Genomic DNA, 24,341 nt, shown 5'->3' with positions numbered 1-24,341 from the left:
CACAACCGAAAGCTCATCAGGGGGCACCGCCACATCGAACTACCCAGACCGCCCCGACGACCCCACGACACGCCGACCTAACAAAGCACTACTAGCCGGCCGACGGCGGGCCGGTCGGCACGAGCCGGAAGATGTGGATCTCCCGGCCACCGGCCCGTTGCACGTACGTGCGGTACGCGGGCCACTCGGTCACCAGCAGCTGCCACAGCCGGTCCCGTTCGGCGCCGGACGCCAGGTCGGCCCGCACCGGGATCAGCCGGCCCTTCAACTGCACCGCGGCGGTGGGATCGGCGAGCAGGTTCATCGCCCAACCGGGGTGCTGGGTCTGCCCCCAGTTGGAGCCGATCACCACGTACGTGTCGCCGTCGGGGACGTAGAGCAGGGGATTGCTGCGGGGCTTGCCGGAGCGGCGGCCGGTCGTCGTGATCACCAGGGACGGGATCAGGCCGAGCGCGACCACCCGCCCCCGGGTGAGTCGACCGACCACCCGGTCGGCGGGGACCAGCAGGCGTGCGGCGGCGCCGAACCAGCGGTGATGACCGACTCGACGGGTGATGTTTCCCAGCGCTGACACGCCGATCAGTCTGCCGCCTGCCCGGCCCCGGCGGCACCCCCGTACGCGCCCGGATCATCAGCCGGCCGGCCACCGCACCGGTGTCAGTCCAGCCGCCGTTCGATCGGCAGTCGGGCGCGGGTGAACAGGCCCGCCCCGAGCATCGCCACCACCGGCACCAGCACCAGGACCCCGAGCACGGGCCAGGGCACCAACAGGGGGTACGGATCGGACGCCGGCCAGTCGCTGGCGTACTCGCGGTTGACCGAGACCAGCACGATCGCGGCGGTGCCGAGGCCGGCCACGATGCCGAGCACCGAACCGACACCGGCGATGATTCCGGCCTGGCAGATCGCCAGCATTCGGCGTACCGCCGGCGCCGCGCCGACGGCCGCGAGGGTGGTCAGCTCCGCGCGCCCCTCGGCGGCGGCGAGCGCGGTGGCGATCCCCGCCGCCCCCACCGTGATCACCCCGGCCGCCGCCGCGAGCAGCAGCAGCAACGGTGAGATGTCGCGGGGACCACCGCCGTACTCCACGGACACCATGAAGGTGCCGAAGGGCCGCAGTGCGCTGGTGAACCGTTGCTCCTGGTGCCGGTCCGGCGGGGTCGAGGTGCCGATCACCCAACCGGCCGGCGACCAGGTCAGGCCGAGGTGCCGGGCCGCGGACGCGGAGAGCAGCAGTTGGGGTTGGCTGACCACCCCGCTCAGCGCGTACCCGGGCAGGTCGGTGGTGGTCGACCCGTCCGTTCCGGAATCCACCTGGTTCACCCGTACCGTCACCAGGCCGTCGTGCAGGTAGCGCGGGTCGGTCACCACCACGCCCCCGGCGCGCAGCACGGCGGTGGCGGCGGCGGTCGTCGCCGGGTCCGCACCGGTGAGCAGCGGCAGTGCGGTCCCGTCATCCACTCCCGTCTGCACGTAGCCGCCGTCGTAGCCCAGCGCGTCAATCCGACAACGCGGGTCGGCCCGGGCCTGTCGACGCTGCGCCGCGGAGAGATCGACCCCCGGCTGCCAGGGGCATACCTGCGCGGGTGGGAGCGCCGGCGCGACGTCGCAGTAACCCTTCCGGGACGCGCAACTCACCGAGTTGATCGGGGCGATCGCGTCGGCACCCAACTGTTCCCGGGCGATGGTGGCGACCTGGGCCAGGGTGGGTAGCCGCGCCAGTTCGCCCGCGTAGACCAGCACGTTGCCGGTCGGCACCAACGGCCGGTAGGAGCGCGACTCCCGGGCGTCGCTGCTGGCCAGGAACCCACCGAGCGCCACGCTGCTGGCGACCGCGGCCATCACGGCGCAGATGGCGGGCGCCGCGGCCGCCCGGTTGCGGCTGGCGTCGCGCAGCGCGATTCGCGGTGCCAACGGCAACATCCGGCCGAGCCGGGCGAGCGCGCCGATCAGCGTGGGCGTGCAGCACACCAGGCCCAACTCGCCGAGGATGAGGCCGGTGAGGATCACCGCCGGGGAGATACGGGCGGCCCCGAACGCCGCCAACCCCGCCCCGCCGACCACCAGCGACAGACCGAAGGCCAACCACCGGGTCCGGGACACCGGTGGGGTACGCCGTCCGGCGAGCCCGGCGCTGACGTCCTGCCGTGCGGCGGTCCAGGCCGGTGCCAGCGCGGCGAGCACCCCGGCCAGCACCGCGACCCCACCGAGCAGCACCAGCGCGGTCGGCCAGCACCGGTACCCACCGAAGCGGGCGTGGAAGACGTACTGCTCCACCAGCGGACGACCGGCGAACGCCGCGGCGACGCCGACCAGCAGGCCGGCGACGGCGCCCAGCACACCCAGCACCACGCCGTCGGCCAGCACGACCCGGCGAAGCTGGCCGGCATCCCCGCCGGCCACCGCGACGAGCGCCAGATCCCGCCGTCGGCGACGGATGCCGACCGCGAAGGCCGGGCCGACCAGCAGCACGACCTCCAGCAGCCCGAGGCCGGCGATGAGCACACCGGTGCTCAGGCCGCCGGTGCCGCTCGGGTCGACCGGGCCGAGCCACGTCCGCTTCCGGTCGTCGGCCGGTGGACGGGTGGTGACCACCACCCCACGCTCGTTGAGTCGGGACACCAGCGCGGCGTCGACGGTGCCGGGCACGTCCGCCAGCCAGTTGGTCGCCGAGCTGGAACCGGTCGGTGGCACCGCACCCGGATGCAGCGCCACCACCATTCCGAGATCGTCGGGAAACTCGACCACCCCCACCACGGTGTAAGCGCGGCTTCCGTCGGCGAGGGCCACGGCGCGGCCGAGGCGCAGGTCCAGGCGGCGTAGCGCCGCCGGACTGACCGCGACCTCGCCGGGCTGCCGCGGTGCCCGGCCCGCCCGGAACCGCACCAGCCCGCGGGCCAACGGGTCGCCGAGGTCCAGCACCCGCCCCTCCACGTCCTCGTCGAGGCGCGGGCCGCGCAGGGTCAGTGGGATGCGGGTGCGCACCTCGGTGACCCGACTGCCCGGTCCCAGCAGCGCACCCACCTGGGCGGAGGTGGCCCGGGCGTTGGGCGGCTGCTGCTCGCCATTTCGGACGTACCAGGTGCCACCCTCCTCGTCCTGCCGTACCGGCGCGTCGGCGATCCAGCGCAGTTCCGCGTCGGCCACGCCGAGCCGACGGTCGATCCCTTCGGCCGGGGTCAGCTCGGCCATGTCGTAGCTCGCCGCGAGGAAGGCCAGCGCCGCCACCGGCAGGGCGATCATCGCGAGCACCAGGGCGGTCCGACGTCGGGCCCGGCGGGACTCCCGCCGGGCGATCCGCAGCGCCGCCCGCCAGGAGCCGGTCAGCTCGGCGAACCGCCGTCGACCGACCGGGGCGCCGGGCGCGACCGGCCGTGCCGTCGCGGTGTCGACCGGAGCGGGGGCCCGCGTCGGACGGCGGATCGTCACCGGCCGCTGCCGGACAGCAACTGGTCGACGCTGCCCAGCGGCGCCGTCGTGTCGACCAGGACGCCGTCGCGCAGGAACACCACCCGGTCGGCCCAGCCGGCGTGCCGTGCCTCGTGGGTGACAAGCACCCCGGCGGCGCCCGCGTCGATCCGGCGGCGGAGCAGGTGCAGCACCGCCTCACCGGTCTGCGAGTCCAGTGCCCCGGTGGGCTCGTCGGCGAGCACCAGCCGCCGTTCGCCCACCAGCGCGCGGGCGATGGCCACCCGCTGCTGCTGCCCGCCGGAGAGCTGGTCCGGAAAGCGGTCACCCAACGCGGGCAGACCCACCTCGGTGAGCGCGGCCATGGCCAGTCCGCGAGCCTGCCGTCCACTGGTGCCGTCCAGCTCCAGCGGAAGCGCCACGTTCTCCAGTGCGCTCAGGCTGCCCAGCAGGTTGAGCTCCTGGAAGATGTAACCGATCCGACGGCGGCGCAGTTGGGCCAGACCGCGACGGTCCAGCGCCCCCAGCGGTTGCCCCTCCACCCGGACCTCGCCGTCAGTCGGGCGGTCCAGGCCACCGGCGAGGGCCAGCAACGTCGACTTGCCGGAGCCGGACGGACCCATCACGGCGACCAGCTCGCCGGGCCGAACGACCAGGCTGACCCCGCGTAACGCGTGCACCGCCGCCGGTCCGGCACCGTGGGTGCGGTGGACGGCGCGGAGCTCCAGCACCGCGTCGTCCGGCCCGCTCACCGTCGGGCCTCCTCGCCGGCCCAGCGTGTCCCGTCCCGCGCATCGGCGTCATCCGCGCGCGGTGGGGGAGGTGCCGGGCCGCTGGGCCGGTGCCGCACCAGACTGGTCTCGCAGTGGTCCAGCCAGCGCACCTCCGCCTCGGCCTGGAAGACCATCGAGTCCAGTACGAGGCGCCAGGGGAGGTCCTCCGGTCGGTCGCTGCCGTACTTCAGCCGGGTCAGCTCCTGCAGAGCCCGCATCGTCGCGCTGCGCTGGGCCTGCACCACCGAGCGGACGTCCACCCCCGGGGTGGTCAACGCCAGGGCCAGCTTGATCGCCAGCTCGTCACGGGGTCTGTCGTTGCGGCTGACCGGCGTGGCGAACCACAGCGCCAGGTCTGCCCGGCCGGCGTCGGTGATCTCGTACGGGCGCTGCCCGGCCTCGCTCTCCGGCAGCGGGCGCACCAGACCGTCTCGTTCCAACCGGGACAGCGTGGTGTAGACCTGCCCGATGTTCAGTGGCCAGGTCGAGCCGGTCGACTCCTCGAACGCGGCGCGCAGCTGGTAGCCATACATCTGGCCGCGTTCGAGCAGGGCGAGCAACCCGTGACGGATGGACATGGCAACGGAGTATGCATACCTGGTATGCGTACCGCAACCGGAACGGAACGGTTCAGGTTGGCCGACCGGGAAATGGGACAGTCAGCGGGGTCAGCCCGGCCGTCCTGCGCCACCGGGTGGCCCGCACCGCGTACTCGACGAGGGCGGCCAGCGCCTGGTTGCGCTCGGCTCCGGTGGTGGACGCCAGAGCGGCCCGCCAGTGCGCGGCCGTGCGCTCCTCCACCTCGGCGGCGAGCCGCAGGGCGCTGGCCCGGTCGGTGACCGGGAACGGCAGCGCGTACCCGGCGCGGTCGGGCGGCACGACGCCGCCGGCCGCGCTCAGTTGCACCACGAGCGCGTCGCGTCGGCTTCGATGCGCGGCCTCGGCCTGGTGCGCGGCGTCCCGCGCCGCCCCGGTGAGTCGGACCCCGATCCGGCCGTAGGCGTAGATGGCCGCGTACTCGGCGGACAGGGCGGAGGCGAGCGCCTCCCCGGCGGATGGCTGCCTCACTTCAGTGCCTCCTGGTGCGTGGCTCGGGCGGCGGCGATCGACCCGAGCAGTGCGGCCCGTTCCGCGCTCGCCGCGGCACAGGCGGCGGTGGCCGACTGCTGGGCGGTCTTCTCCAGCCGGCGCAGGGCGGCGAGCGCGCCGGCCTGGTCGGCGGCGGGGGCGGTGGTGGGTGTGGCGGCCGCGGTCGGCAGGGCGACGCCGATCACCCGGGCCAGCTCGGTGGCGTGCGCGGTGTGCGCCTCGGCGATCGGGCCGAGCCGCCCGGCCAGGTCGGGATGCGCGGTCGCGCTCGCCTGGTACGCGGCGGCGAGCGCGAGTGACTCGTCCACCATCGGCCGCAGCGGGTCCGGTGGTGGCGCCGGCTCGTCATCACGGTCGAAAAGATCACAGCCGGTCAGCGGCACCGCGGCGCCGCCGAGCGCCAGCAACGCCCCGGCGCGCAAGAGCTTTCGCCGGGAATGTCCGGATGCTTGGTCGCGCTGTGTCGTTCTGCCGGTCCCCACCCGGCAAGTCAACACCATGCCCGCCGGTCCGGGGGCCACCGCCGTCGGTGCGCCGCCCGGCCCACCGACGGGCAGGCGCGTTACGCTCTGCGCAGCCACCGGCGCGTCCGCTCCGGTGGTGTGCCGGCATGTCGGGACGACCGATCACCGTCGACCAGGGAGAGGGTGCGGAGATGACGCAGCGTGGCCGTGCCACCAGGTCGACTGGGCGACCCCGCGACGGCGCGGGTCCCCGTGGCGGTGACCTCGCCGCGCGCCGTGCGCGGTTGCGGGCCGTGATCGAGCCGGTGGTCAACGACGCCGGCTACGACCTGGAGGACCTGACGGTTTCCCGGGCCGGTCGCCGGCACGTGGTGCGGGTGATGGTGGACGCCGACGGCGGGATCGACCTGGACGCCGTGGCCGACGTCTCCCGCGCGGTCTCGGCCGCCCTGGACGCCGCCGAGGAGACCGGTGGCGACATCGTCGCCGGTGAATACCAGCTGGAGGTCAGCTCGCCGGGCGTCGACCGGCCACTCACCCTGCCCCGCCACTGGCGGCGCAACGTGGGCCGGCTGGTCAAGGTCACCGCTCGGGGCGGGGCCGCGTTGCCCGGCCAGCGTGGCGAGCAGCCCGCCGGCGACCGCCAGCTCACCGGCCGGGTGGTCGCGGCCGACGACGAGGGCGTGCAGTTGGAGACCGACGGCGGTCGCGCCTCCTGGACGTACGCCCAGCTTGGCCCCGGCCGGGTGCAGGTCGAGTTCACCCGGCTCGCCGAACTCGGCGAGCCGGACGAAGAGTTCGACGACGCGGACGATTCAGACGAGATCGACGATTCAGACGACATCGACGACGAAGATGATGTGGAGGACGAGGAGAGGTGAACATCGACCTCGCGGCGCTGCGCGCACTCGAGCGCGAGCGGGAGATCCCGTTCGACACGATTCTCGCGGCGATCGAGACCGCGTTGCTGACCGCCTACCGGCACACCGATGGAGCCGAACCGCACGCCCGGGTGGAGATCGACCGCAGGTCGGGCGCAGCCCTGGTGTACGCGCAGGAGATGGACTCGGACGGCAGTCTGGTGCGGGAGTGGGACGACACCCCGCACGACTTCGGCCGGATCGCCGCCATGACCGCCAAGCAGGTGATCCTCCAGCGTCTGCGGGAGGCCACCGACGAGGTGCACTTCGGTGAGTACGTGGGCCGCGAGGGTGACCTGGTCACCGGCGTGGTTCAGGCGCACGAGACGCGTACCGAGAAGGGCATCGTCAGCGTCGACCTCGGCAAGCTGGAGGGCGTGCTGCCGCAGTCCGAGCAGGTGCCCGGCGAGCGGTACGCGCACGGCGAGCGGGTCCGCTGTGTCGTGGTGCACGTGGCCAAGGGCATGCGCGGGCCGCAGATCACCCTGTCCCGGTCGCACCCGGGGCTTGTCAAGAAGCTGTTCGCGTTGGAGGTGCCGGAGATCGCCGACGGCACCGTGGAGATCGGCGCGATCGCCCGTGAGGCAGGTCACCGCACGAAGATCGCCGTACGCTCCACCACCCCCGGGGTGAACGCCAAGGGCGCCTGCATCGGCCCGATGGGCCAGCGGGTGCGGGCCGTGATGAGCGAGTTGCACGGTGAGAAGATCGACATTATCGACTGGTCGGACGACCCGGCCACCTTCGTCGGCAACGCGTTGTCGCCGGCCAAGGCGCTGCGGGTCGAGGTGGTCGACCTGGCCAATCGGGCCGCCCGGGTGACGGTTCCCGACTTCCAGCTCTCGCTCGCGATCGGCCGGGAGGGGCAGAATGCCCGACTCGCGGCCCGATTGACCGGTTGGCGGATCGACATTCGGTCCGACGCGGAGCAGACCGCCCCCGCCGCGCGTGCGGCAGCTGATCACGTGCGGGAGCCGGGCGGCGCGATCTCGGGCAGCTAGGGGTAGACTTCTTCCAGTGGTACGACGCGCAACGCCGGAACGCACCTGTGTGGGTTGTCGGCAACGTGCGCCGGCCAGCGAATTGCTGCGGATCATCGCGGTCAGGGACGAGGCTGGTCTCAGTCTCCGGCCTGATCCGCGCCGCAGGCTGCCGGGTCGGGGAGCGAACATGCACCCGGATCCGGCCTGCTTCGCGCTGGCGGTGCGCCGCCGCGCCTTCGGGCGTGCGCTGCGCAGCACCGAGGTCCTCGACCACGGTGTGCTGGCGGAGCACGTCGATGCGCCAACCACTACGTCCGGTCAGCCCGACCGGGCGAGGGTCGCTAGCAGGGTAGGACGACCGACATGAGCACACGATGAAGTCCCTGAAATGACCAGGCTTCAAGTGCACGAGTGAGGTCGCTGCGGGTGCTGCCCGCACGACCTCGGAGTGAGGAGTGCAGTGGCAGGCAAGGCCCGCGTACACGAGCTTGCAAAAGAGCTCGGGGTCGAGAGTAAGACCGTTCTCGCCAAGCTGAAGGAAATGGGCGAGTTCGTGAAGTCCGCGTCCAGCACCGTCGAGGCGCCCGTCGCCCGACGGCTGCGTAACGCGTTCGTGGCGTCCGCCGGTGCTCCGGCACCGGCCGCCCCGTCGGCGCCCGCGCCGACGCCGGCTTCCAACCCGACCCCGACGCTGTCCCCGACCCCGGGCGCGCCCCGGGTCTCGGCCAAGCCGATGCCGCCTCGGCGGCCGGCCGCGCCGGCGCCCGGCCCGAAGCCGAAGGGCCCGGTGCCCGCTGCACCGCAGCCCGCGGCTCCGGTCGCCAAGCCGGCGAGTGCCCACGACATCGAAGTGGCGGCCGCCGAGGCGCGCGCCGCCGCGCTGAAGGCTGAGCAGGAGGCCGCGGTCAAGGCCGCGCAGGCCGCCCGCCAGCAGCAGCGGGACAACCCCGTTCGCCGGGAGCCTCCGGCCGACGGCGGCAACCGTCCCGGTCCTCGGCCGGGTCCCGCCGCGATGCCACCCCGTCCCGGTTCGCCGGCCGCTCGTCCGAGTACGCCGGCTCCCGGTCCGGGTGCCCGGCCTGGCGGTCGTCCGCCGGCGCGTGGCGCGGGTAACAACCCGTTCGGCATCCAGGGTGGCCAGCAGCAGCGGCCCCCGGCCGCCGGTGCGGGTGGTCCCCGGCCCAACAGCCCGGCGGGCATGCCGCCGCGGCCGAGTCCCAACTCCATGCCGCCGCGGCCCAGCCCGGCGTCCATGCCGAGCCAGCGTCCGGCTGCTGGTCGCCCCGGTCCCGGTGGCGCTGGTCGCCCCGGTGGTGGCGGCGGTGCCGGTCGTCCCGGTGGCGGTGGCGGTGGCTTCCGTGGCGGTCCCGGCGGTGGCGCCGGTGGCGGTGGCGGTTACCGCGGCGGCCCTGGTGGCGGCGCGGGTGCCGGCGGTGGCGGTGGCTACCGTGGCGGTCCCGGCGGCGGTGGCGGTGCTCCCGGTGGCGGTTTCCGCCCGGGTGCTCCCTCCGGTGGTGGCGGTCGTCCGGGTGCGGGTGGTCGTGGCCGTGGCGGCGGTGCCGCGGGTGCCTTCGGGCGTCCGGGTGGCCGGCCGACGCGCGGTCGCAAGTCCAAGAAGCAGCGCAGACAGGAGTTCGACAACCTGTCGGCTCCGACCATGAGCTCGGGTGCTCCCCGGGGTCAGGGTCAGATCGTCCGGCTGTCCCGTGGCGCCTCGCTGTCCGACTTCGCGGACAAGATCAACGCCAACCCGGGTTCGCTGGTCCAGGAGATGTTCAACCTGGGCGAGATGGTCACCGCGACCCAGTCCTGTTCTGACGACACCCTGCACCTGCTGGGTGAGCACCTGGGCTTCGACATCCAGATCGTCAGCCCGGAGGACGAGGACCGCGAGCTGCTCGCGCAGTTCAACATCGACCTCGACGCGGAGGTGGCCGAGGAGCGTCTGGTCAGCCGTGCGCCGGTGGTGACCGTCATGGGTCACGTCGACCACGGTAAGACCAAGCTGCTCGACGCGATCCGTAAGGCGAACGTCGTGGCCGGTGAGGCGGGTGGCATTACCCAGCACATCGGTGCCTACCAGGTCCACGTCCCGCACGAGGGCGAGGACCGGGCGGTGACCTTCATCGACACCCCGGGTCACGAGGCGTTCACCGCCATGCGTGCTCGTGGTGCCCAGGTGACGGACATCGTGATCCTGGTGGTCGCGGCCGACGACGGTGTGATGCCGCAGACCATCGAGGCGTTGAACCACGCCAAGGCGGCCGACGTGCCGATCGTGGTCGCGGTCAACAAGGTCGACAAGCCGGACGCCAACCCGGACAAGGTCCGCCAGCAGCTGACCGAGTACGGCCTGGTCGCCGAGGAGTACGGCGGCGACACCATGTTCGTCAACGTGGCCGCCAAGCCCGGCATCGGCATCGAGGAGTTGCTCGAGGCCGTCCTGCTGACCGCCGACGCGTCACTGGAGCTGACCGCTCCGATCGACGGGCCGGCGCAGGGTGTGGCCATCGAGGCACACCTGGACAAGGGTCGCGGTGCGGTGGCGACGGTGCTGGTGCAGAAGGGCACCCTGCGGGCGGGCGACTCGATCGTCGCCGGTGGGGCCCACGGCCGGGTCCGGGCCATGCTCGACGAGAACGGCAACCAGCTCACCGAGGCCGGTCCGGCGCGTCCGGTCATGGTGCTGGGTCTGACCGCGCCTCCCGGCGCGGGCGACACGTTCCTCGCCGCGGCGGACGACCGCACGGTGCGACAGATCGCCGAGCAGCGGCAGGCACGGCGGCGGGCGGCGTCCTTCGCCAACTCCCGTGGTCGGGCCACCCTCGAGACGCTCATGGAGCAGCTCAAGGAGGGCGAGAAGACCTCGCTCAACCTCATCCTCAAGGGCGATGTCTCCGGTTCGGTGGAGGCTCTGGAGGACGCGCTGTTCAACCTCGACATCCCCGAGGAAGTTCAGCTCAAGGTCCTCGACCGGGGCGTGGGCGCGATCACCGAGAGCAACGTCATGCTCGCGAGTGCCTCGTCCGAGCCGGTTACGATCATCGGCTTCAACGTGCGGGCCTCCAACAAGGTCCGCGAGATGGCCGACCGCGAGGGCGTGGAGATCCGGTATTACACCGTCATCTACCAGGCCATCGAGGAGATCGAGGCAGCGCTCAAGGGCCTACTCAAGCCGGAGTACGAGGAGGTCGAGCTGGGCAGCGCGGAGATCCGCGACGTCTTCCGCTCGTCCAAGATCGGCAACATCTCCGGTTGCATCGTCCGGGCCGGTGTCCTTCGGCGCAACGCCAAGGCGCGCCTGCTGCGAGACGGGGCGGTCGTGGCGGACAACCTCACGATCAGCTCGCTCAAGCGGTTCAAGGACGACGCCACCGAGGTCCGCGAAGGCTTCGAGTGTGGTCTGACCCTGGGTGGTTACAACAACGTCCAGGTCGGCGACATCATCGAGACCTTCGAGATGCGGGAGAAGGTTCGCGCCTGATCCGGCAGTGACACGCTGATCAAGGGGTTTACGCCGAACGGCGTAAACCCCTTGATCATGCGGGGTGGGTGGGCGGTATGGTCCGGGGCGATGTTTACCGGAACCGCGGTCTTCGACCTGCTGCTGCCGGGTGACTCCCGGTCGCTCAAAGCCAAGAGATCATACGTACGGCCGATCGTGGCGGCGTTGCGCCGCTTCGAGGTGTCGGCCGCCGAGGTGGGAGCGCTCGACCTGCACGGTCGAGCGCAACTTGCGGTGGCCGTGGTGGCCGCCGAGACGGCGCACGTCCGCGAGGTGCTCGACTCCTGTGAGCGCCTGGTGGCCGGTCGCCCCGAGGTCGAGCTGCTGTCGGTCCGCCGCCGGCTGTACGGCGTGGACGACGACTGATCCCGGAGCCGGCTGTGCCGGGCGACCGGTGCGGCCGCGAAGGTAGTGTTCGAGATGTTGGCCGGTCGGCCGGCGGCCCCGGGTCGCCGGGTCGACCGGGAGCAGGACGCCGTGGAGGTGGCGAGATGTCTGATCCGGCCAAGGTACGCCGGCACGCGGAACGGGTGCGTGAGCTGGTCGCGTCGGTGGTGCGGAGCCAGATCAAGGACCCGCGACTCGGGATGATCACCATCACCGACGCCCGGATCACCGCGGACCTGCGGGACGCGACGGTGTTCTACACGGTGCTCGGTGACGCGGTGGCCCAGGCCGACACCGCGGCGGCGCTGGAGAGTGCCAAGGGGCTGCTGCGCAGCACCGTCGGCAAGGCCCTCGGGCTGCGGCACTCGCCGACCCTCACGTTCGTCCTCGACGACGTGCAGGACCAGGTCAAGCACATCGACGACCTGCTCGCCGCCGCGCGCAACGCCGACGCGGAGGTGCAGCGGCTCGCCGCCCAGGCGAAGTACGCGGGCGAGGCGCAGCCGTACCGGGTCGACGACGAGACGGATGAGGGTGACGAGGCGGACGAGGCCGACGCGGCCACCGACGTCACGGGGGCCCCGCGGGGTGGGGAAACGCGGTGACCAGCACCGCCAGCGTCCCGCTTGCCGGGGCGGCCGGGGTCGGCCCCGCCGAGACGGACTGGGCCGCCGCCGAGGCGCTGGTGCGGGCTCTCCCGTCGACCGCCCGGGTGCTGCTGATCTGCCACGTCAACCCGGACGGCGACGCGCTGGGCAGCATGCTCGGCTTCGGTCTGGGTCTGCGGCAGTTCGGGGTCCGCGAGGTGCAGGCGACCTTCCCGGGGCCACCGGAGGTGCCCGAGCCGTTCCGGGGGCTGCCCGGGCTGGACCTGCTGGTCCCGGCGGACGCCGCCGACCCGGCACCGGACCTGGTGATCTGCTTCGACGCGGCGAGCGAGTCGCGCCTCGGTGAGCTGGCCGGGCGGTTGTCGTCGGCGGGTGCGGCGCTGGTGCTCGATCACCACGCCTCGAACTCCGGCTTCGGCACGGTCAACCTGGTGGACCCGGGCGCCGCGGCGACGTCGGTGGTGGCGGAGCAACTGCTGGCCCGGCTCGGGGTGGTGGTGGATCCGGCCATCGCGGAGTGCCTCTACGTGGCGCTGACCACGGATACCGGGTCGTTCCGCTTCGCGGCGACCACCCCGGCGGTGCACCAGATGGCCGCCCGGTTGTTGGCGACCGGCATCTCGCCCGGGGACATCTCCCGGCGGGTCTTCGACACCCGACCGTTCGGGGCGGTGCGTCTCTTCGGTGAGGTGCTCGGCCGGGCCCGGCTGGAGCCGGCGGCTGCCGGCGGCCGAGGCTTCGTCTGGACCTTCGCCACGCTCGACGACCTGGCCCGGCACGACCAGCGTCCGTACGTGCTGGAGGCGCTCATCGACTCGGTGCGGTGCACGGCCGAGGCGGATGTGAGCTGTGTGGTCAAGCAGGTCACACCGGGCGAGTGGGCGGTGTCGATGCGCAGCAAGGGCGCGGTAGACGTCAGCCGGGTCGCGGTCACGCTGGGCGGTGGTGGTCACACGTTCGCGGCCGGGTTCACCGGTCGGGGCACCGTCGAGCAGGTGGTCGAGTCGATCCGCGGTCAACTGGACGCGGCGTTGATCGGCTGACGCCCTCCTACGGCTGCCGTCGCTCGCCCGGTCCGGAAGATCAGGGTCAGCTCCGGGGAGTGTTGGTCTTCCCGCGCTCCGTGAGACCGGGAAGAATTGCGGGATGGAGCAGCCGCACGACCTCACCGTGGAGGCCCCCCGCGCCTGGGACCGGCCCGCCGTCTCCGTTCCCGTCCTCGTCTGCCTGTCGCTCGTCGGCGGCCGGTTCGCGTCGTTCTCCACCGAGGCCAATCTGTTCACCCTTGGCACCGGTGGCGTGCTGATCTGGCTCGGTCTGAGCAATCGGGTGCCTCGTCGACCGGCGCCGCGCCGGCTGGGCTCGGGGGCGGTGTGGTGGGCGGTGCCGGTGGTGGTCTTCGGGGTCTTCGAGGGGGTGACCTTCGTGCTGGCCGTCGGTGACGACTTTCCCACCTTCTCCCGGCTGGCCGACCCCCTCCTGGAGGATCAGCTGACCCGGTCGGCGGTGTGGTTCGCCTGGCTGGCCGCTTTCTGGGGGCTGGTGCGGCGATGATGCGGGCGCTCGCGATCGGCGGTTTCCTCACCGCGTTGGTGCTCTTCGCGGTGGTCGAGTGGATGGCCCGGCGGGAGGGTTCCCGCATTCCCACACTGGGCGAGGTCTGCGCGTACGTGATGCGGTACGAGGTGGGCCCGGTGCCGGTGGGCCGAATCGGTCTGTTCGGGTTCTGGTGGTGGCTGGGCTGGCACTTCCTGGCCCGCTGAGCCGGGTCGCCGCCTGTCCAAATGGCGGGAAACGAGCGCAGCATGTGAACCTGAACGATAACTTGGGAGAAGGCCGGTGCCGCGTGGCGGCGCAGGTCATGGGTGGTGGCGCCACACCTCGTGCCGCCTCCCTTCAGGGTCGGATCGACCCGGGCTCACGCTGCCCAGCCGGCCGCTCCGGTAATCCCGGACCGCCGTGGGGCGCTCAGCACGACCGCCCGTGAGGGGCTGCCGCAGGCCGGTGGCCCGCGCCCTGGAAGGACCACCACCATGCCGAACAAGCCCAAGCCCGAGACCACGGACGACGCCCGCGAGCAGGCCCGCCGCGCCCTGCAGACGTCGATGGACACCCGTCAGTGACCTTTCTCGACCGGTGGTGACGCCGTCGATGCGTCGCGCCGACGGCGTCACCGTCCGGCCGCCAGTGGGGGTCGAGTCGTTCAGGACAGGAACGTGTCCAGGGCCGCCTCGATGGTGCCGGAGTCCGGCGCCGCGTACGCCCGCATGGTGGTCTTGTCGTACGAGATGAAACTCGGGCACCTGTTCGTCGGGGCGGTCACGGTGCCGCCGTCGCCGATCTTCTCGGCGGTCCTGGTCGCGTAGAAGGTCAGGGTGTAGCGCGACGAGACGTAGTCGACGCTGACCTGCTTTTCCGCCTTGTCCTTGTACTGACACTTCTTCGGGGCGCCCTGGCTGCCCTCGACGAACTTCAGGCAGCCGACCACCGACACCTTCTGGTAGTCCGCGCTCTTGGCGTAGTAGGACTTGTTCGCGGGGACGTACGTCGACGACCAGGACGTCGGTCGGTCGGGGTTGTTCGAGAACGTGTACGCCTTGGCGCTGGCGGGGCCGCCGTAGGGCGCCGCGTTCAGGATCGGACTGCCTTCGCAGACGTTCGCCAGGTCGCTGGAGTAGCGGGCGGTCATCGAGTTGTTGTTCGGTGGATCCGCCTGCCCCGGCGTGGGGACGGCCCCCGTGCCCGGAGTGCTGCCGGCGCCAGGAGTGGGGGTGGCGGACGTGCCCCGTTCGGGCTCGTCGCCACCGTAGGCGACCAGGATGCCGATTCCCGCGCCGCAGATGGCGAGTATGACCACCACCGCGCCGGCTACCAGCCCGATGATCAGGCCCTTGTTCGACTTGTTCGGCGCCGGCGGCAGTGGTGGGCCGTAGTGCGGCTGGGGTGGTGGCTGTCCGTACGGCGGGTAGCCACCCTGCTGTGGGGCCGGGGGGCCGCTCCAGGGGGTGACGTTCGGGTCGGGCGGAGGGTAACTGTCGCTCACTGTCATATGGCCTATCGCTGTCGTGGTGCCCCCGCGTGGGAGCCTCGGACAGGGTAGTGAGCGCCGCAAGCCGGGATGCCGACGACAGGGAGCGCGTCGACGTCCGCCGAGCCGGCCGCGAGGTGGACCCGTAAGTCACCAGCGCCCTTGTGCTCCTTACCGCAGCCATGCCAGGATCGGCGGCGATGAACCAGACCGCCGTCCCCACCCACCGAGCCGCCTCGCCGCGGCGGATCGCCAGCCTCGCCCTGCCGGCCCTCGTGGTGCTCGCCGCCGAGCCGCTCTACGTGCTTGTCGACACGGCGGTGGTCGGCCACCTCGGCCGGGTGCCGCTCGCCGCGCTCGCCGTCGGCGGCACGGTGATGACGCTCACCGCCTGGGTCGGCACCGTTGTCGCGTACGGCACCACCGGGCGCGCCGCCCGTCGCTTCGGTGCGGGTGACCGGGCCGCCGCGGTGGCCGAGGGAGTCCAGTCGTCCTGGCTGGCGTTCGGTGTCGGCCTGCTGATCGCGATCGGCATGCAGTTCGGCGGGGGCGCGCTCGCGCGTACCCTCGCCGGTGGTGCCGGCGACGTGGCCGACGCCGCCGCCCACTGGCTGCGGATCGCGGCCCTCGGCGCCCCCGGCCTGCTGCTCGCCGCCGCCGGCAACGGCTGGCTGCGCGGCGTGCAGGACACCCGCCGCCCGCTGTTCTTCGTGCTCGGCCCCAACCTGCTCTCCGCGCTGCTCTGCCCGCTGCTGGTCTATCCCGGCGGGCTGGGTCTGGTCGGTTCGGCGGTGGCGAACGTCGTCGCGCAGACGCTCTGCGGGACGCTCTTCGCCGCGGCGCTGGCCGCCGAGCGGGTGCCGCTGCGACCCCGCCCCCGGGTGATCCGCCAGCAGTTGGTGCTCAGCCGGGACCTGCTGATCCGTGGGCTGGCGTTCCAGGCCAGTTTCCTCTCCGCGACCGCCGTCGCCGCCCGGTTCGGTGCCGCCGCCGTCGGTGCCCACCAGATCGCCCTGCAACTCTGGTTCTTCACCGCGTTGGTGCTCGACGCCCTCGCGATCGCCGCCCAGTCCCTGGTCGGTGCCGCGCTCGGCGCCGGCGACGACGCGGGCGCGCGGGCGCTCGCCCGCCGGATCGGGCTGCTCGGCGGCATCTGCGGCGTCGGCTTCGCGCTGCTCGTGGCCGCCGGCGCCGGCGTCGTACCGTCGTGGTTCAGCTCCGATGCCGGGGTACGCGCGCAGGCCATGACGGCCTGGCCGTGGTTCGTGCTCATGCTGCCGCTGGCCGGGGTGGTGTTCGCCCTCGACGGCGTGCTGATCGGCGCGGGGGACGTGCGTTACCTGCGCAACCTCACCATCGTGGCCGCCCTCGGCGGGTTCCTGCCGGCGATCTGGCTGACGTACGCCCTCGACCTCGGGCTGGGCGGGATCTGGGCCGGGCTCACCCTGTTCGTGGTGATCCGGCTGGTCGCCCTGCTGCTGCGCCTGCGCACCGGCAACTGGGCGGTGCCCGGGGCCGTCCGCTGACCCCAACTGTAAGGTCGCGGAAAGCGGGGGTGGGGTCAGCAGGTCTCTGCTTCGTCGGGATTCCACCTCGGGTCGTAGATGTCTGTGGTCGATCCCCCTGGCAGGCCCATTTCGAACCCGATCTCCAGGTCGATCATTCCCCGGAGGATCGCGGCGCAGGTCGCGTTGAGCACGTTGACGTCGGTGCTTGTCAACCACAGGCCGGCCGAGGTGGCCAGGACGTCGTCCGGGTGCGGCACCTGCCAGACCACCTCGTCCCGGATGGTGACGAGCGCGGTGCCGGGCGATAGTGCCTGCGGTCGGGGCAGGGCGAAGGGGTACACCCACAGGAACCGGGTGGTGATCTCCAGGTTCCGGACACCGTCGTCGGTGACCGACCGGTACTCCATGGTGCCACTGACGCGGATGCCCGCCGCGGGGTCGAACCGCGGGTCGGCGGCGGGGTCGATGCGGGTGGCGTAGTCCAGGTTGTCCCCGGCCACGAAGTGCTTGTCGATCTGGTGCCGACCGTCCGGTGCCAGCAGGGCGATGAACTTCGCGGGGTCACCAGCGAGCATGGACGGCTCGAGCCGACCGTGGATCAGCGCCTGCTTGACCTTCGTCAGCGCGTCCGCGACCTGCGGGGCGGTGAACGGCGCGACGGCCCGGGCTGTCGGGAGGGTGATCCCCGCCTCGCCCACGGCGAACGTCTCCGCCGGAGTGCCGGCGAATGGGCCGAGGGCGTTGCCGCTCCCGTCGACCGGCCGGGAGTTCGACTCGTCCCGCGCCAGGTTGATGCCCTGCCAGGCCAGCACCGTGACAAGCGTCAGCGTGACCAGCGCGGCGGTCCAGCCGAGCACCTTTCCGGCGTGCTGCTCCCACCCGAGCCGCAGCCGTTCCGCCCTGGTCAGCGCACGCTCGGTCACCGGCTCGCGCAGCCAGCCCGCCACGGTGAGTTGTTCAGGTTCGGCGGCACCCGGGTGGCGGGCCGGGGTGACGGGCGGGCCGTCGGGCTCTTCGCTGGTCATCTGTCGTCCTGGCTAGACGGGAGCGGGCGAGTGATCTTCGCATTCGCCGCGACGTCCTGGTGTCCCCTCCGCGATCGAGCCAGCGGCGTGTGGCGCCCCGGCCGTGAACCACCCCGCGACGACCGTGGCCAACTGGCGGTCTGGCAGGCTTGGCCGACGTGAGCACCGATGGTCTGATCGTGGTCGACAAGCCCGGCGGCATGACGTCGCACGACGTGGTGGCGCGGATCCGCCGGCTGGCGAAGACGCGGCGCGTCGGGCACGGTGGCACCCTCGACCCGATGGCCACCGGTGTGCTGGTGATCGGTGTGGGCAGGGCCACCCGGCTGCTGACCTACGTGATCGGCGCGGGCAAGAGCTACGCCGGCACCATCCGGCTCGGTCAGGCCACCGTCACCGACGACGCCGAGGGCGACGTCATCGCCACCACCCCGGCCGGCCTGGTCACCGACGACGCGATCCGGTCGGCGCTGGCCGCGCTCAGCGGCGAGGTCGACCAGGTGCCGAGCGCGGTCAGCGCCATCAAGATCGACGGGCAGCGGGCGTACAAGCGGGTCCGCGACGGGGAGAGCGTCGAGTTGCCGGCGCGGCGGGTCACCATCTCCCGCCTGGAGGTGCTGGCGATCCGCCGCACCGAGCCGGACGTGGTGGACGTGGACGTGGACGTGACCTGCTCCTCCGGCACGTACATCCGGGCCATCGCCCGGGACGCGGGCCTGGCGCTCGGCGTCGGTGGCCACCTGACGGCGCTGCGGCGCACCGCGGTCGGCGGCTTCACCCTGGCCGAGGCGGCCACCCTCGACGAGCTGGAGCAGCGCGCCCCGGACGTGGTGAACCTGCCACTGGACGCGGCGGCCGACCGATTCTTCCCGCGCCGGGAGGCCACGCCCGACGAGGCGAAGGTGCTCGGCCACGGCGGGCCACTGGACCCGGCCGGCATCGTCGGGCCGTACGCCGTCTTCGGACCGGCGGGCGGTCTGATCGCTATCGTCAGCGAGCGGGACGGGCGAGCCCGCGCGGAGATCGTGCTCGCCCCGGCCTGACGGGTCGCAAGGCAGGCCCGCCGGCCCCGGCCGGCGGTGTCGGGACAGCAGAGAGGAACGGCATGCAGCGGTGGCGGGGGTACGACGCGGCGCCCGGTGGGTGGGGACGCTCGGTCGTCACCATCGGCGTCTTCGACGGCGTGCACAAGGGGCACCAGTCGACCATCGGCCACACCGTGGCCCGAGCCCGTGAGCTGGGCGTGCAGTCGGTGGTGGTCACCTTCGACCCGCACCCGGCCGAGGTGGTCCGCCCCGGTTCGCATCCGGCGGTGCTCACCGAGCAGGCCCGCAAGGCCGAGCTGATCGAGCAACTCGGCGTGGACGTGCTCTGTGTGGTGCCGTTCACCCCGGAGTTCTCCCGGCTGCCCGCCGAACAGTTCGTGCACGACGTGCTTGTCGAGCACCTGCACAGCGCGCTGGTGGTGGTCGGCGGCAACTTCCGGTTCGGGCACCGGGCGGCCGGCGACGTGGCGCTGCTGGAGCGGCTCGGTCAGACCTTCGGCTTCGGGGTGGAGGGCAGCCCGCTGGTCACCGAGGACGGCACCGTCTTCTCCTCCACGTACATCCGATCCTGCGTCGACGCGGGCGACGTCGGCGCGGCCGCCGCCGCGCTCGGCCGCCCACACCGGGTGGAGGGCGTCGTGGTCCGCGGCGACCAGCGGGGGCGGGAGCTGGGCTTCCCCACCGCCAACCTGCTCTGCCACCGGTACGCGGCGGTCCCGGCCGACGGGGTGTACGCGGCCCGGCTGATCCGTCGCGGGCAGCACGAGCCGCTGCTGGCGGCGGTGTCGGTGGGCACCAACCCGACCTTCTCCGGGCGGGAGCGGCGGGTGGAGGCGTACGCGCTGGACTTCTCCGGCGACCTGTACGGCGAGCGGTTGGCCCTGGACTTCGTGGCGCACCTGCGCGGTCAGATCCGGTACGACTCGATCGAGCCGTTGATCGCCCAGATGAACCAGGACGTCGAGCGCACCCGGCGTGCGCTGGCCTGATCGCCGAGGGCTGACGGGGCCCCGCCGAGGCCCTTCGCCGGGTGTTACCGGCGGGTGCTGGTAGTCTTGCCGAAACGTCGGGTGACCGGCGTGGGGCCTCGCGTGCCTGCTCGACGCCGCGGGTGCGAGGTACCGGTCCGTTCCCGGTCCATCGGGACGACGGACACCTACTTGATCAACCCATCGAAACAGGGAGAACATGGCGCTCGACCAGGAAGCCAAGGCCAGCATCCGCGCGGAGTACGCGACCGCCGAGGGCGACACCGGTTCGCCGGAGGTCCAGGTCGCGGTCCTCACCAAGCGGATCGCCGAGCTGACCGAGCACCTGAAGGTGCACAAGCACGACCACCACAGCCGCCGTGGGCTGCTGCTGCTGGTCGGCCGCCGCCGTCGGCTGCTCAACTACGTGCAGAAGAAGGACATTGCCCGCTACCGGTCGCTCATCGAGCGGCTCGGCCTGCGCCGGTGACGTGACGGGGGAGTGGCCGCTCGGCCGCTCCCCCGTACGGCGTCCCACCTGAAGAAACACGGGCCGCGCGACCACCCGAGAGGGAGCCGGTCAGCGTACCGGTCTCCGGTAGTGGCCCCCGGGAACCCGGCATCACGCCGGCCACCCGGGCGCTTCGATCGAAGACCGGCCGGCTGAGCAGCTCCCCGATGTCGTGGGCCCACGACGCGAAGGAGCACGACAGCACATGACCGAGACCAAACTCGGCACCGAATCCCGCACCGCCGTGATCGACAACGGGTCCTTCGGCACCCGCGAGATCACCTTCTCCACCGGCCGGCTGGCTCGCCAGGCCGCCGGTTCCGTCATCGCCCAGCTGGGCGAGACGGTCGTTCTCTCCGCCACCACCGCCGGTAAGCACCCGAAGGAGCAGTTCGACTTCTTCCCGCTGACCGTCGACGTCGAGGAGCGGATGTACGCCGCGGGCCGCATCCCCGGCTCGTTCTTCCGCCGCGAGGGTCGTCCCAGCGAGGACGCGATCCTCACCTGCCGGCTGATCGACCGGCCGCTGCGCCCGTCCTTCGTGAAGGGCCTGCGCAACGAGGTCCAGGTCGTCGAGACCATCCTCGCGCTCGACCCGCAGCACCCGTACGACGTCGTGGCGATCAACGCCGCGTCGATGTCGACCAAGCTCTCCGGCCTGCCGTTCTCCGGCCCGATCGGTGCGACCCGCGTCGCCCACATCGACGGCCAGTGGGTCGCCTTCCCGACCCTGGAGGAGCTGGCCCGCGCCACCTTCGACATGGTCGTGGCCGGCCGCACGCTCGAGGACGGCGACGTCGCGATCATGATGGTCGAGGCCGAGGCCACCCCGAACGCCGTCGCCCTGATCTCGGCCGGTGCCACCGCCCCGACCGAGGAGGTCGTCGCCAGCGGCCTGGAGGCCGCCAAGCCGGCGATCCGTGAGCTGTGCCGCGCGCAGAGCGAGCTGGCCGAGGTCGCCGCCAAGCCGGTCACCGAGTTCCCGGTCTTCCTGGACTACCAGGACGACGTGTACGACGCCGTCTCCGACCTGGCTCGTGGCGAGGTCGCCGAGGCGATCACCATCGCCGGCAAGGCCGACCGCGAGGAGGCCCTGGACCGGGTCAAGGCCCGCGTCGCCGAGGAGTTGGGCGCTCGGTTCGAGGGCCGGGAGAAGGAGCTCAGCGCCGCCTTCCGGTCGCTGACCAAGTCCGAGGTGCGCAACCGCGTACTGCGCGAGCAGGTCCGTATGGACGGGCGTGGCCCGCGCGACATCCGGGCCCTGACCGCCGAGGTCGGCGTGCTGCCCCGGGTGCACGGTTCGGCGCTGTTCGAGCGGGGCGAGACCCAGATCCTGGGCGTCACCACTCTGAACATGCTCCGGATGGAGCAGATGGTGGACACGCTGTCCCCGGAGAACCGCAAGCGCTACATGCACAACTACAACTTCCCGCCGTACTCGACGGGTGAGACCGGCCGGGTCGGCTCGCCGAAGCGTCGCGAGATCGGCCACGGCGCTCTCGCCGAGCGTGCGCTGATCCCGGTGCTGCCGTCGCGCGAGGAGTTCCCGTACGCCATCCGGCAGGTGTCGGAGGCGCTCGGCTCCAACGGCTCCACCTCGATGGGTTCGGTCTGCGCGTCGACGCTGGGCCTGCTCTCCGCGGGTGTCCCGCTGAAGGCGCCGGTCGCCGGCATCGCGATGGGGCTCATCTCCGACGAGGTGGACGGCAAGACCCAGTACGTGACGCTGACCGACATCCTCGGTGCCGAGGACGCGTTCGGTGACATGGACTTCAAGGTCGCCGGCACCCCGGAGTTCGTCACCGCGCTCCAGCTCGACACCAAGCTCAACGGCATCCCGTCGGACGTGCTGGCCTCCGCGCTGCAGCAGGCGAACGAGGCCCGGCAGGTCATCCTCGGTGTCATGAAGGCCGCGATCGAGGCTCCGGCCGAGATGTCGGACTACGCGCCGCGGGTCACCACCGTCAAGATCCCGGTGGACAAGATCGGCATGGTGATCGGCCCGAAGGGTCAGACCATCAACGCGATCCAGGACGAGACCGGCGCCGAGATCTCCATCGAGGACGACGGCACGATCTACGTCGGCGCCACCAACGGCCCGTCGGCCCAGGCGGCCGTCGACCGGATCAACGGCATCGCCAACCCGACCCTGCCCAAGCAGGGCGAGCGGTTCCTCGGCACGGTGGTCAAGACCGCCGCGTTCGGTGCGTTCATCTCGCTGCTGCCGGGCCGTGACGGCCTGCTGCACATCTCCAAGGTGGGCGACGGCAAGCGGGTCGAGCGCGTCGAGGACTTCCTCAACGTCGGTGACCGGGTCGAGGTCGAGATCGCGGACATCGACGCCCGCGGCAAGATCTACCTCGACAAGGTCCGCCCGGAGGGCACCGAGGCTCCGGCCGCCGGTGAGGCCGCCGGCGGCGACCGGCCGGCTGGTCGGGACCGGGGCGACCGGGGTCCGCGTGACCGCGGCGACCGCGAGCGTGGCGGCGACCGGGGCGGCGACCGCGGTGGCCGTGGCCCGGAGCGTGGCGGCGAGGGCGGCAACGGCGGCGGCGGCGAGGGTGGCGAGGGCGGCGAGCGTCCGCGCCGCCGGACCCGGCACAGCTGACCGTCGTCCATCGCATCACCCACCCCTCGTCGAACCGGGAGCAAGACGTGAGTCGGGCCATCAGCGCACCGTTTCCACCGGATCGACGGGGGGTGGCTGCGTCCCCGGGGAATGGGGCGGGCCGCTCCGGCGGCACCGCCCGCGCGGTGACCCGGACGCTCAGCGACGACCCGCTGGGTGGCACGGTACGACGTACCGTGCTGCCCAGCGGCCTGCGCGTCCTCACCGAGGCGATCCCGACGATGCGCAGTGTCTCGTTCGGTGTCTGGGTGGCGGTCGGCTCGCGGGACGAGAGCGGCCCGCAGGCCGGTGCCGCGCACTTCCTTGAGCACCTGCTCTTCAAGGGCACCCACAAGCGCACCGCACTGGAGATCTCCTCGCAGATCGAGGCGGTGGGTGGTGAGACGAACGCGTTCACCACGAAGGAATACACCTGCTACTACGCCCGGGTGCTCGACGAGGACCTGCCGCTCGCGGTCGACGTGATGTGCGACCTGGTCGCCGACTCGCTGCTGGAGCCCGCCGACGTCGAGACCGAGCGCGGCGTGATCCTCGAAGAGATCGCCATGCACGACGACGAGCCCGGTGACGAGGTGCACGACCTCTTCGTCCAGGCCGTCTACGGCGACCACCCGCTGGGTCGGCTGATCTCCGGCACCGCCGAGACCGTCACGCCGATGACCCGCAAGCAGATCCAGAGCTTCTACCGGGGCCGCTACACCGCGCCGCAGATCGTCATCGCCGCCGCCGGCAACCTCGACCACGCCGCGGTGGTCAAGATGGTCCGCCAGGCGGTGCGGGGCACTCCGCTGGACAGCGACCCGGCCACGCCGGCGCCGCACCGCGCGGCCACCCCGGCGGTACGCACCAAGCCGGCGACCACCCTGGTGGAGCCGAAGGAGACCGAGCAGGCGCACATCATCCTCGGCTGCCCCGGCATCGACCGCCTCGACGAGCGGCGCTTCGCCCTCGGGGTGCTCAACAACGTGCTCGGTGGCGGCATGTCCAGCCGCCTCTTCCAGGAGATCCGCGAGCAGCGCGGCCTCGCGTACTCGGTCTACTCGTACGCCAGCCAGTACGCCGACACCGGCCTGTTCGCCGTCTACGCCGGCTGCGCGCCGGGCAAGGTGGACGAGGTGCTGGCCCTGACCCGCGCCGAGCTGGCCCGGGTGGCCGCCGACGGGTTGACCGAGGCCGAGGTGGCCCGGGGCAAGGGGATGAGCAAGGGCTCGTTCGTGCTCGGCCTGGAGGACACCGGCTCCCGGATGAGCCGACTGGCCAAGGGTGAGCTGCTCTACGGCGACCTGATGCCTGTCGACGAACTGCTCCGCCGGGTCGACGAGGTCACCGTGCAGGACGTGAACGTCCTCGCCGCCGAGCTGCTCAGCCGGCCCATGTCGCTGGCCGTGGTCGGCCCGTTCGGCGCGGGCGACTTCACCGTCTGAGGCCTGCCGCCCGGCGCGGCGGGGGCGTCCCCGTCGGGGCGTCCCGGCCGGTGGAGCGCACCGGA

General features: G+C 72.4%; 23 protein-coding genes. 15 read left to right on the top strand and 8 right to left on the bottom strand.

Features of this window, described 5'->3' with window-relative positions; translation table 11 throughout:
• Nucleotides 1-91: 91 nt before the first annotated feature.
• The 6 genes from AB0B14_RS33365 to AB0B14_RS33340 all read right to left on the bottom strand — a co-directional run bounded on the left by AB0B14_RS33365 (nucleotide 92) and on the right by AB0B14_RS33340 (nucleotide 5,770).
• Entirely contained in the window at nucleotides 92-574 is a 483-nt protein-coding gene (locus AB0B14_RS33365) for a nitroreductase family deazaflavin-dependent oxidoreductase (protein ID WP_357073171.1), read from the bottom strand.
• 83 nt (nucleotides 575-657) lie between these two features.
• Nucleotides 658-3,429, bottom strand: a complete 2,772-nt coding sequence (locus AB0B14_RS33360) for an FtsX-like permease family protein (RefSeq protein ID WP_357526007.1) — start codon at nucleotides 3,427-3,429, stop codon at nucleotides 658-660.
• Nucleotides 3,426-4,160, bottom strand: a complete 735-nt coding sequence (locus AB0B14_RS33355; RefSeq protein WP_357073165.1) for an ABC transporter ATP-binding protein — start codon at nucleotides 4,158-4,160, stop codon at nucleotides 3,426-3,428. Before AB0B14_RS33355 ends, AB0B14_RS33360 begins: the two co-directional genes overlap by 4 nt.
• Nucleotides 4,157-4,759 carry a PadR family transcriptional regulator gene (locus AB0B14_RS33350; RefSeq protein WP_357073162.1) on the bottom strand — a complete coding sequence of 201 codons (603 nt, stop codon included), beginning with the start codon at nucleotides 4,757-4,759 and terminating at the stop codon, nucleotides 4,157-4,159. Before AB0B14_RS33350 ends, AB0B14_RS33355 begins: the two co-directional genes overlap by 4 nt.
• A gap of 52 nt (nucleotides 4,760-4,811) precedes the next feature.
• Nucleotides 4,812-5,249 carry a ferritin-like domain-containing protein gene (locus AB0B14_RS33345; protein ID WP_357073160.1) on the bottom strand — a complete coding sequence of 146 codons (438 nt, stop codon included), beginning with the start codon at nucleotides 5,247-5,249 and terminating at the stop codon, nucleotides 4,812-4,814.
• Entirely contained in the window at nucleotides 5,246-5,770 is a 525-nt protein-coding gene (locus AB0B14_RS33340; protein WP_357073157.1) for a hypothetical protein, read from the bottom strand. The genes AB0B14_RS33345 and AB0B14_RS33340 overlap by 4 nt, the downstream gene beginning before the upstream one ends.
• 155 nt (nucleotides 5,771-5,925) lie before the next feature.
• Between AB0B14_RS33340 and rimP the strand changes: the two genes are divergently transcribed.
• The 9 genes from rimP (at nucleotide 5,926) to AB0B14_RS33295 (ending at nucleotide 13,900) form a co-directional block, all read left to right on the top strand.
• Entirely contained in the window at nucleotides 5,926-6,615 is a 690-nt protein-coding gene (rimP, locus tag AB0B14_RS33335; RefSeq protein WP_357073288.1) for a ribosome maturation factor RimP, read from the top strand.
• Complete coding sequence (gene nusA / locus AB0B14_RS33330; protein ID WP_357073154.1) at nucleotides 6,612-7,655, top strand: transcription termination factor NusA; 1,044 nt, start codon at nucleotides 6,612-6,614, stop codon at nucleotides 7,653-7,655. The genes rimP and nusA overlap by 4 nt, the downstream gene beginning before the upstream one ends.
• A 16-nt stretch (nucleotides 7,656-7,671) precedes the next feature.
• Nucleotides 7,672-8,004, top strand: a complete 333-nt coding sequence (locus AB0B14_RS33325) for a YlxR family protein (protein WP_357073151.1) — start codon at nucleotides 7,672-7,674, stop codon at nucleotides 8,002-8,004.
• A 93-nt stretch (nucleotides 8,005-8,097) separates the two neighbouring features.
• Nucleotides 8,098-11,121: a translation initiation factor IF-2 gene (gene infB / locus AB0B14_RS33320; protein ID WP_357073148.1), complete on the top strand. Its 3,024-nt coding sequence runs from the start codon at nucleotides 8,098-8,100 to the stop codon at nucleotides 11,119-11,121.
• Nucleotides 11,122-11,211: 90 nt separating this feature from the next.
• Nucleotides 11,212-11,508 carry a DUF503 domain-containing protein gene (locus AB0B14_RS33315; RefSeq protein ID WP_030489481.1) on the top strand — a complete coding sequence of 99 codons (297 nt, stop codon included), beginning with the start codon at nucleotides 11,212-11,214 and terminating at the stop codon, nucleotides 11,506-11,508.
• A 125-nt stretch (nucleotides 11,509-11,633) separates the two neighbouring features.
• Nucleotides 11,634-12,134, top strand: coding sequence for a 30S ribosome-binding factor RbfA (rbfA, locus tag AB0B14_RS33310; protein ID WP_357073144.1), 501 nt, complete (start codon nucleotides 11,634-11,636; stop codon nucleotides 12,132-12,134).
• Complete coding sequence (locus AB0B14_RS33305; protein ID WP_357073141.1) at nucleotides 12,131-13,180, top strand: bifunctional oligoribonuclease/PAP phosphatase NrnA; 1,050 nt, start codon at nucleotides 12,131-12,133, stop codon at nucleotides 13,178-13,180. Before rbfA ends, AB0B14_RS33305 begins: the two co-directional genes overlap by 4 nt.
• A gap of 103 nt (nucleotides 13,181-13,283) precedes the next feature.
• Nucleotides 13,284-13,691: a hypothetical protein gene (locus AB0B14_RS33300; RefSeq protein WP_357073138.1), complete on the top strand. Its 408-nt coding sequence runs from the start codon at nucleotides 13,284-13,286 to the stop codon at nucleotides 13,689-13,691.
• Nucleotides 13,691-13,900, top strand: coding sequence for a DUF6186 family protein (locus AB0B14_RS33295; protein ID WP_357073285.1), 210 nt, complete (start codon nucleotides 13,691-13,693; stop codon nucleotides 13,898-13,900). The genes AB0B14_RS33300 and AB0B14_RS33295 overlap by 1 nt, the downstream gene beginning before the upstream one ends.
• A 440-nt stretch (nucleotides 13,901-14,340) precedes the next feature.
• On the opposite strand, the gene AB0B14_RS33290 is transcribed toward AB0B14_RS33295, so the two are convergent.
• Nucleotides 14,341-15,186, bottom strand: a complete 846-nt coding sequence (locus AB0B14_RS33290) for a hypothetical protein (RefSeq protein WP_357526005.1) — start codon at nucleotides 15,184-15,186, stop codon at nucleotides 14,341-14,343.
• 179 nt (nucleotides 15,187-15,365) lie between these two features.
• On the opposite strand from AB0B14_RS33290, the gene AB0B14_RS33285 reads away from it, so the two are divergent.
• Entirely contained in the window at nucleotides 15,366-16,691 is a 1,326-nt protein-coding gene (locus AB0B14_RS33285; RefSeq protein WP_357526003.1) for an MATE family efflux transporter, read from the top strand.
• Between the two features lie 35 nt (nucleotides 16,692-16,726).
• Here the strand turns inward: AB0B14_RS33285 and AB0B14_RS33280 are convergent, their stop codons facing one another.
• Entirely contained in the window at nucleotides 16,727-17,698 is a 972-nt protein-coding gene (locus AB0B14_RS33280; RefSeq protein ID WP_357073129.1) for a hypothetical protein, read from the bottom strand.
• A 158-nt stretch (nucleotides 17,699-17,856) separates the two neighbouring features.
• Here AB0B14_RS33280 and truB point away from each other — a divergent pair, with 158 nt between their 5' ends.
• The 5 genes from truB (at nucleotide 17,857) to AB0B14_RS33255 (ending at nucleotide 24,276) form a co-directional block, all read left to right on the top strand.
• Nucleotides 17,857-18,741: a tRNA pseudouridine(55) synthase TruB gene (gene truB / locus AB0B14_RS33275; RefSeq protein ID WP_357526001.1), complete on the top strand. Its 885-nt coding sequence runs from the start codon at nucleotides 17,857-17,859 to the stop codon at nucleotides 18,739-18,741.
• A 62-nt stretch (nucleotides 18,742-18,803) separates the two neighbouring features.
• A complete protein-coding gene (locus AB0B14_RS33270; protein WP_357525999.1) occupies nucleotides 18,804-19,733 on the top strand; it encodes a bifunctional riboflavin kinase/FAD synthetase in 930 nt (309 codons plus the stop codon).
• Nucleotides 19,734-19,932: 199 nt separating this feature from the next.
• Nucleotides 19,933-20,202, top strand: coding sequence for a 30S ribosomal protein S15 (gene rpsO / locus AB0B14_RS33265; RefSeq protein ID WP_030337594.1), 270 nt, complete (start codon nucleotides 19,933-19,935; stop codon nucleotides 20,200-20,202).
• Nucleotides 20,203-20,428: 226 nt separating this feature from the next.
• Nucleotides 20,429-22,831: a polyribonucleotide nucleotidyltransferase gene (locus AB0B14_RS33260; protein WP_357525997.1), complete on the top strand. Its 2,403-nt coding sequence runs from the start codon at nucleotides 20,429-20,431 to the stop codon at nucleotides 22,829-22,831.
• Nucleotides 22,832-22,878: 47 nt separating this feature from the next.
• A complete protein-coding gene (locus AB0B14_RS33255) occupies nucleotides 22,879-24,276 on the top strand; it encodes a pitrilysin family protein (RefSeq protein WP_357073117.1) in 1,398 nt (465 codons plus the stop codon).
• Nucleotides 24,277-24,341: the final 65 nt, after the last annotated feature.

The sequence above is a fragment of the Micromonospora sp. NPDC049171 genome, assembly GCF_040648275.1.
Classification (GTDB): domain Bacteria; phylum Actinomycetota; class Actinomycetes; order Mycobacteriales; family Micromonosporaceae; genus Micromonospora.
This window is presented reverse-complemented; position numbering and strand designations above follow the sequence as displayed.

Coding starts and splice junctions, on each gene's coding strand:
- AB0B14_RS33300 (WP_357073138.1), top strand. CDS start 13,284: ATGGAGCAGCCGCACGACCTCACCGTGGAGGCCCCCCGCGCCTGGGAC.
- rpsO (WP_030337594.1), top strand. CDS start 19,933: ATGGCGCTCGACCAGGAAGCCAAGGCCAGCATCCGCGCGGAGTACGCG.
- AB0B14_RS33315 (WP_030489481.1), top strand. CDS start 11,212: ATGTTTACCGGAACCGCGGTCTTCGACCTGCTGCTGCCGGGTGACTCC.
- AB0B14_RS33260 (WP_357525997.1), top strand. CDS start 20,429: ATGACCGAGACCAAACTCGGCACCGAATCCCGCACCGCCGTGATCGAC.
- rimP (WP_357073288.1), top strand. CDS start 5,926: ATGACGCAGCGTGGCCGTGCCACCAGGTCGACTGGGCGACCCCGCGAC.
- AB0B14_RS33340 (WP_357073157.1), bottom strand. CDS start 5,770: ATGGTGTTGACTTGCCGGGTGGGGACCGGCAGAACGACACAGCGCGAC.
- AB0B14_RS33280 (WP_357073129.1), bottom strand. CDS start 17,698: ATGACCAGCGAAGAGCCCGACGGCCCGCCCGTCACCCCGGCCCGCCAC.
- AB0B14_RS33295 (WP_357073285.1), top strand. CDS start 13,691: ATGCGGGCGCTCGCGATCGGCGGTTTCCTCACCGCGTTGGTGCTCTTC.
- AB0B14_RS33350 (WP_357073162.1), bottom strand. CDS start 4,759: ATGTCCATCCGTCACGGGTTGCTCGCCCTGCTCGAACGCGGCCAGATG.
- AB0B14_RS33270 (WP_357525999.1), top strand. CDS start 18,804: ATGCAGCGGTGGCGGGGGTACGACGCGGCGCCCGGTGGGTGGGGACGC.
- AB0B14_RS33285 (WP_357526003.1), top strand. CDS start 15,366: ATGAACCAGACCGCCGTCCCCACCCACCGAGCCGCCTCGCCGCGGCGG.
- rbfA (WP_357073144.1), top strand. CDS start 11,634: ATGTCTGATCCGGCCAAGGTACGCCGGCACGCGGAACGGGTGCGTGAG.
- AB0B14_RS33290 (WP_357526005.1), bottom strand. CDS start 15,186: ATGACAGTGAGCGACAGTTACCCTCCGCCCGACCCGAACGTCACCCCC.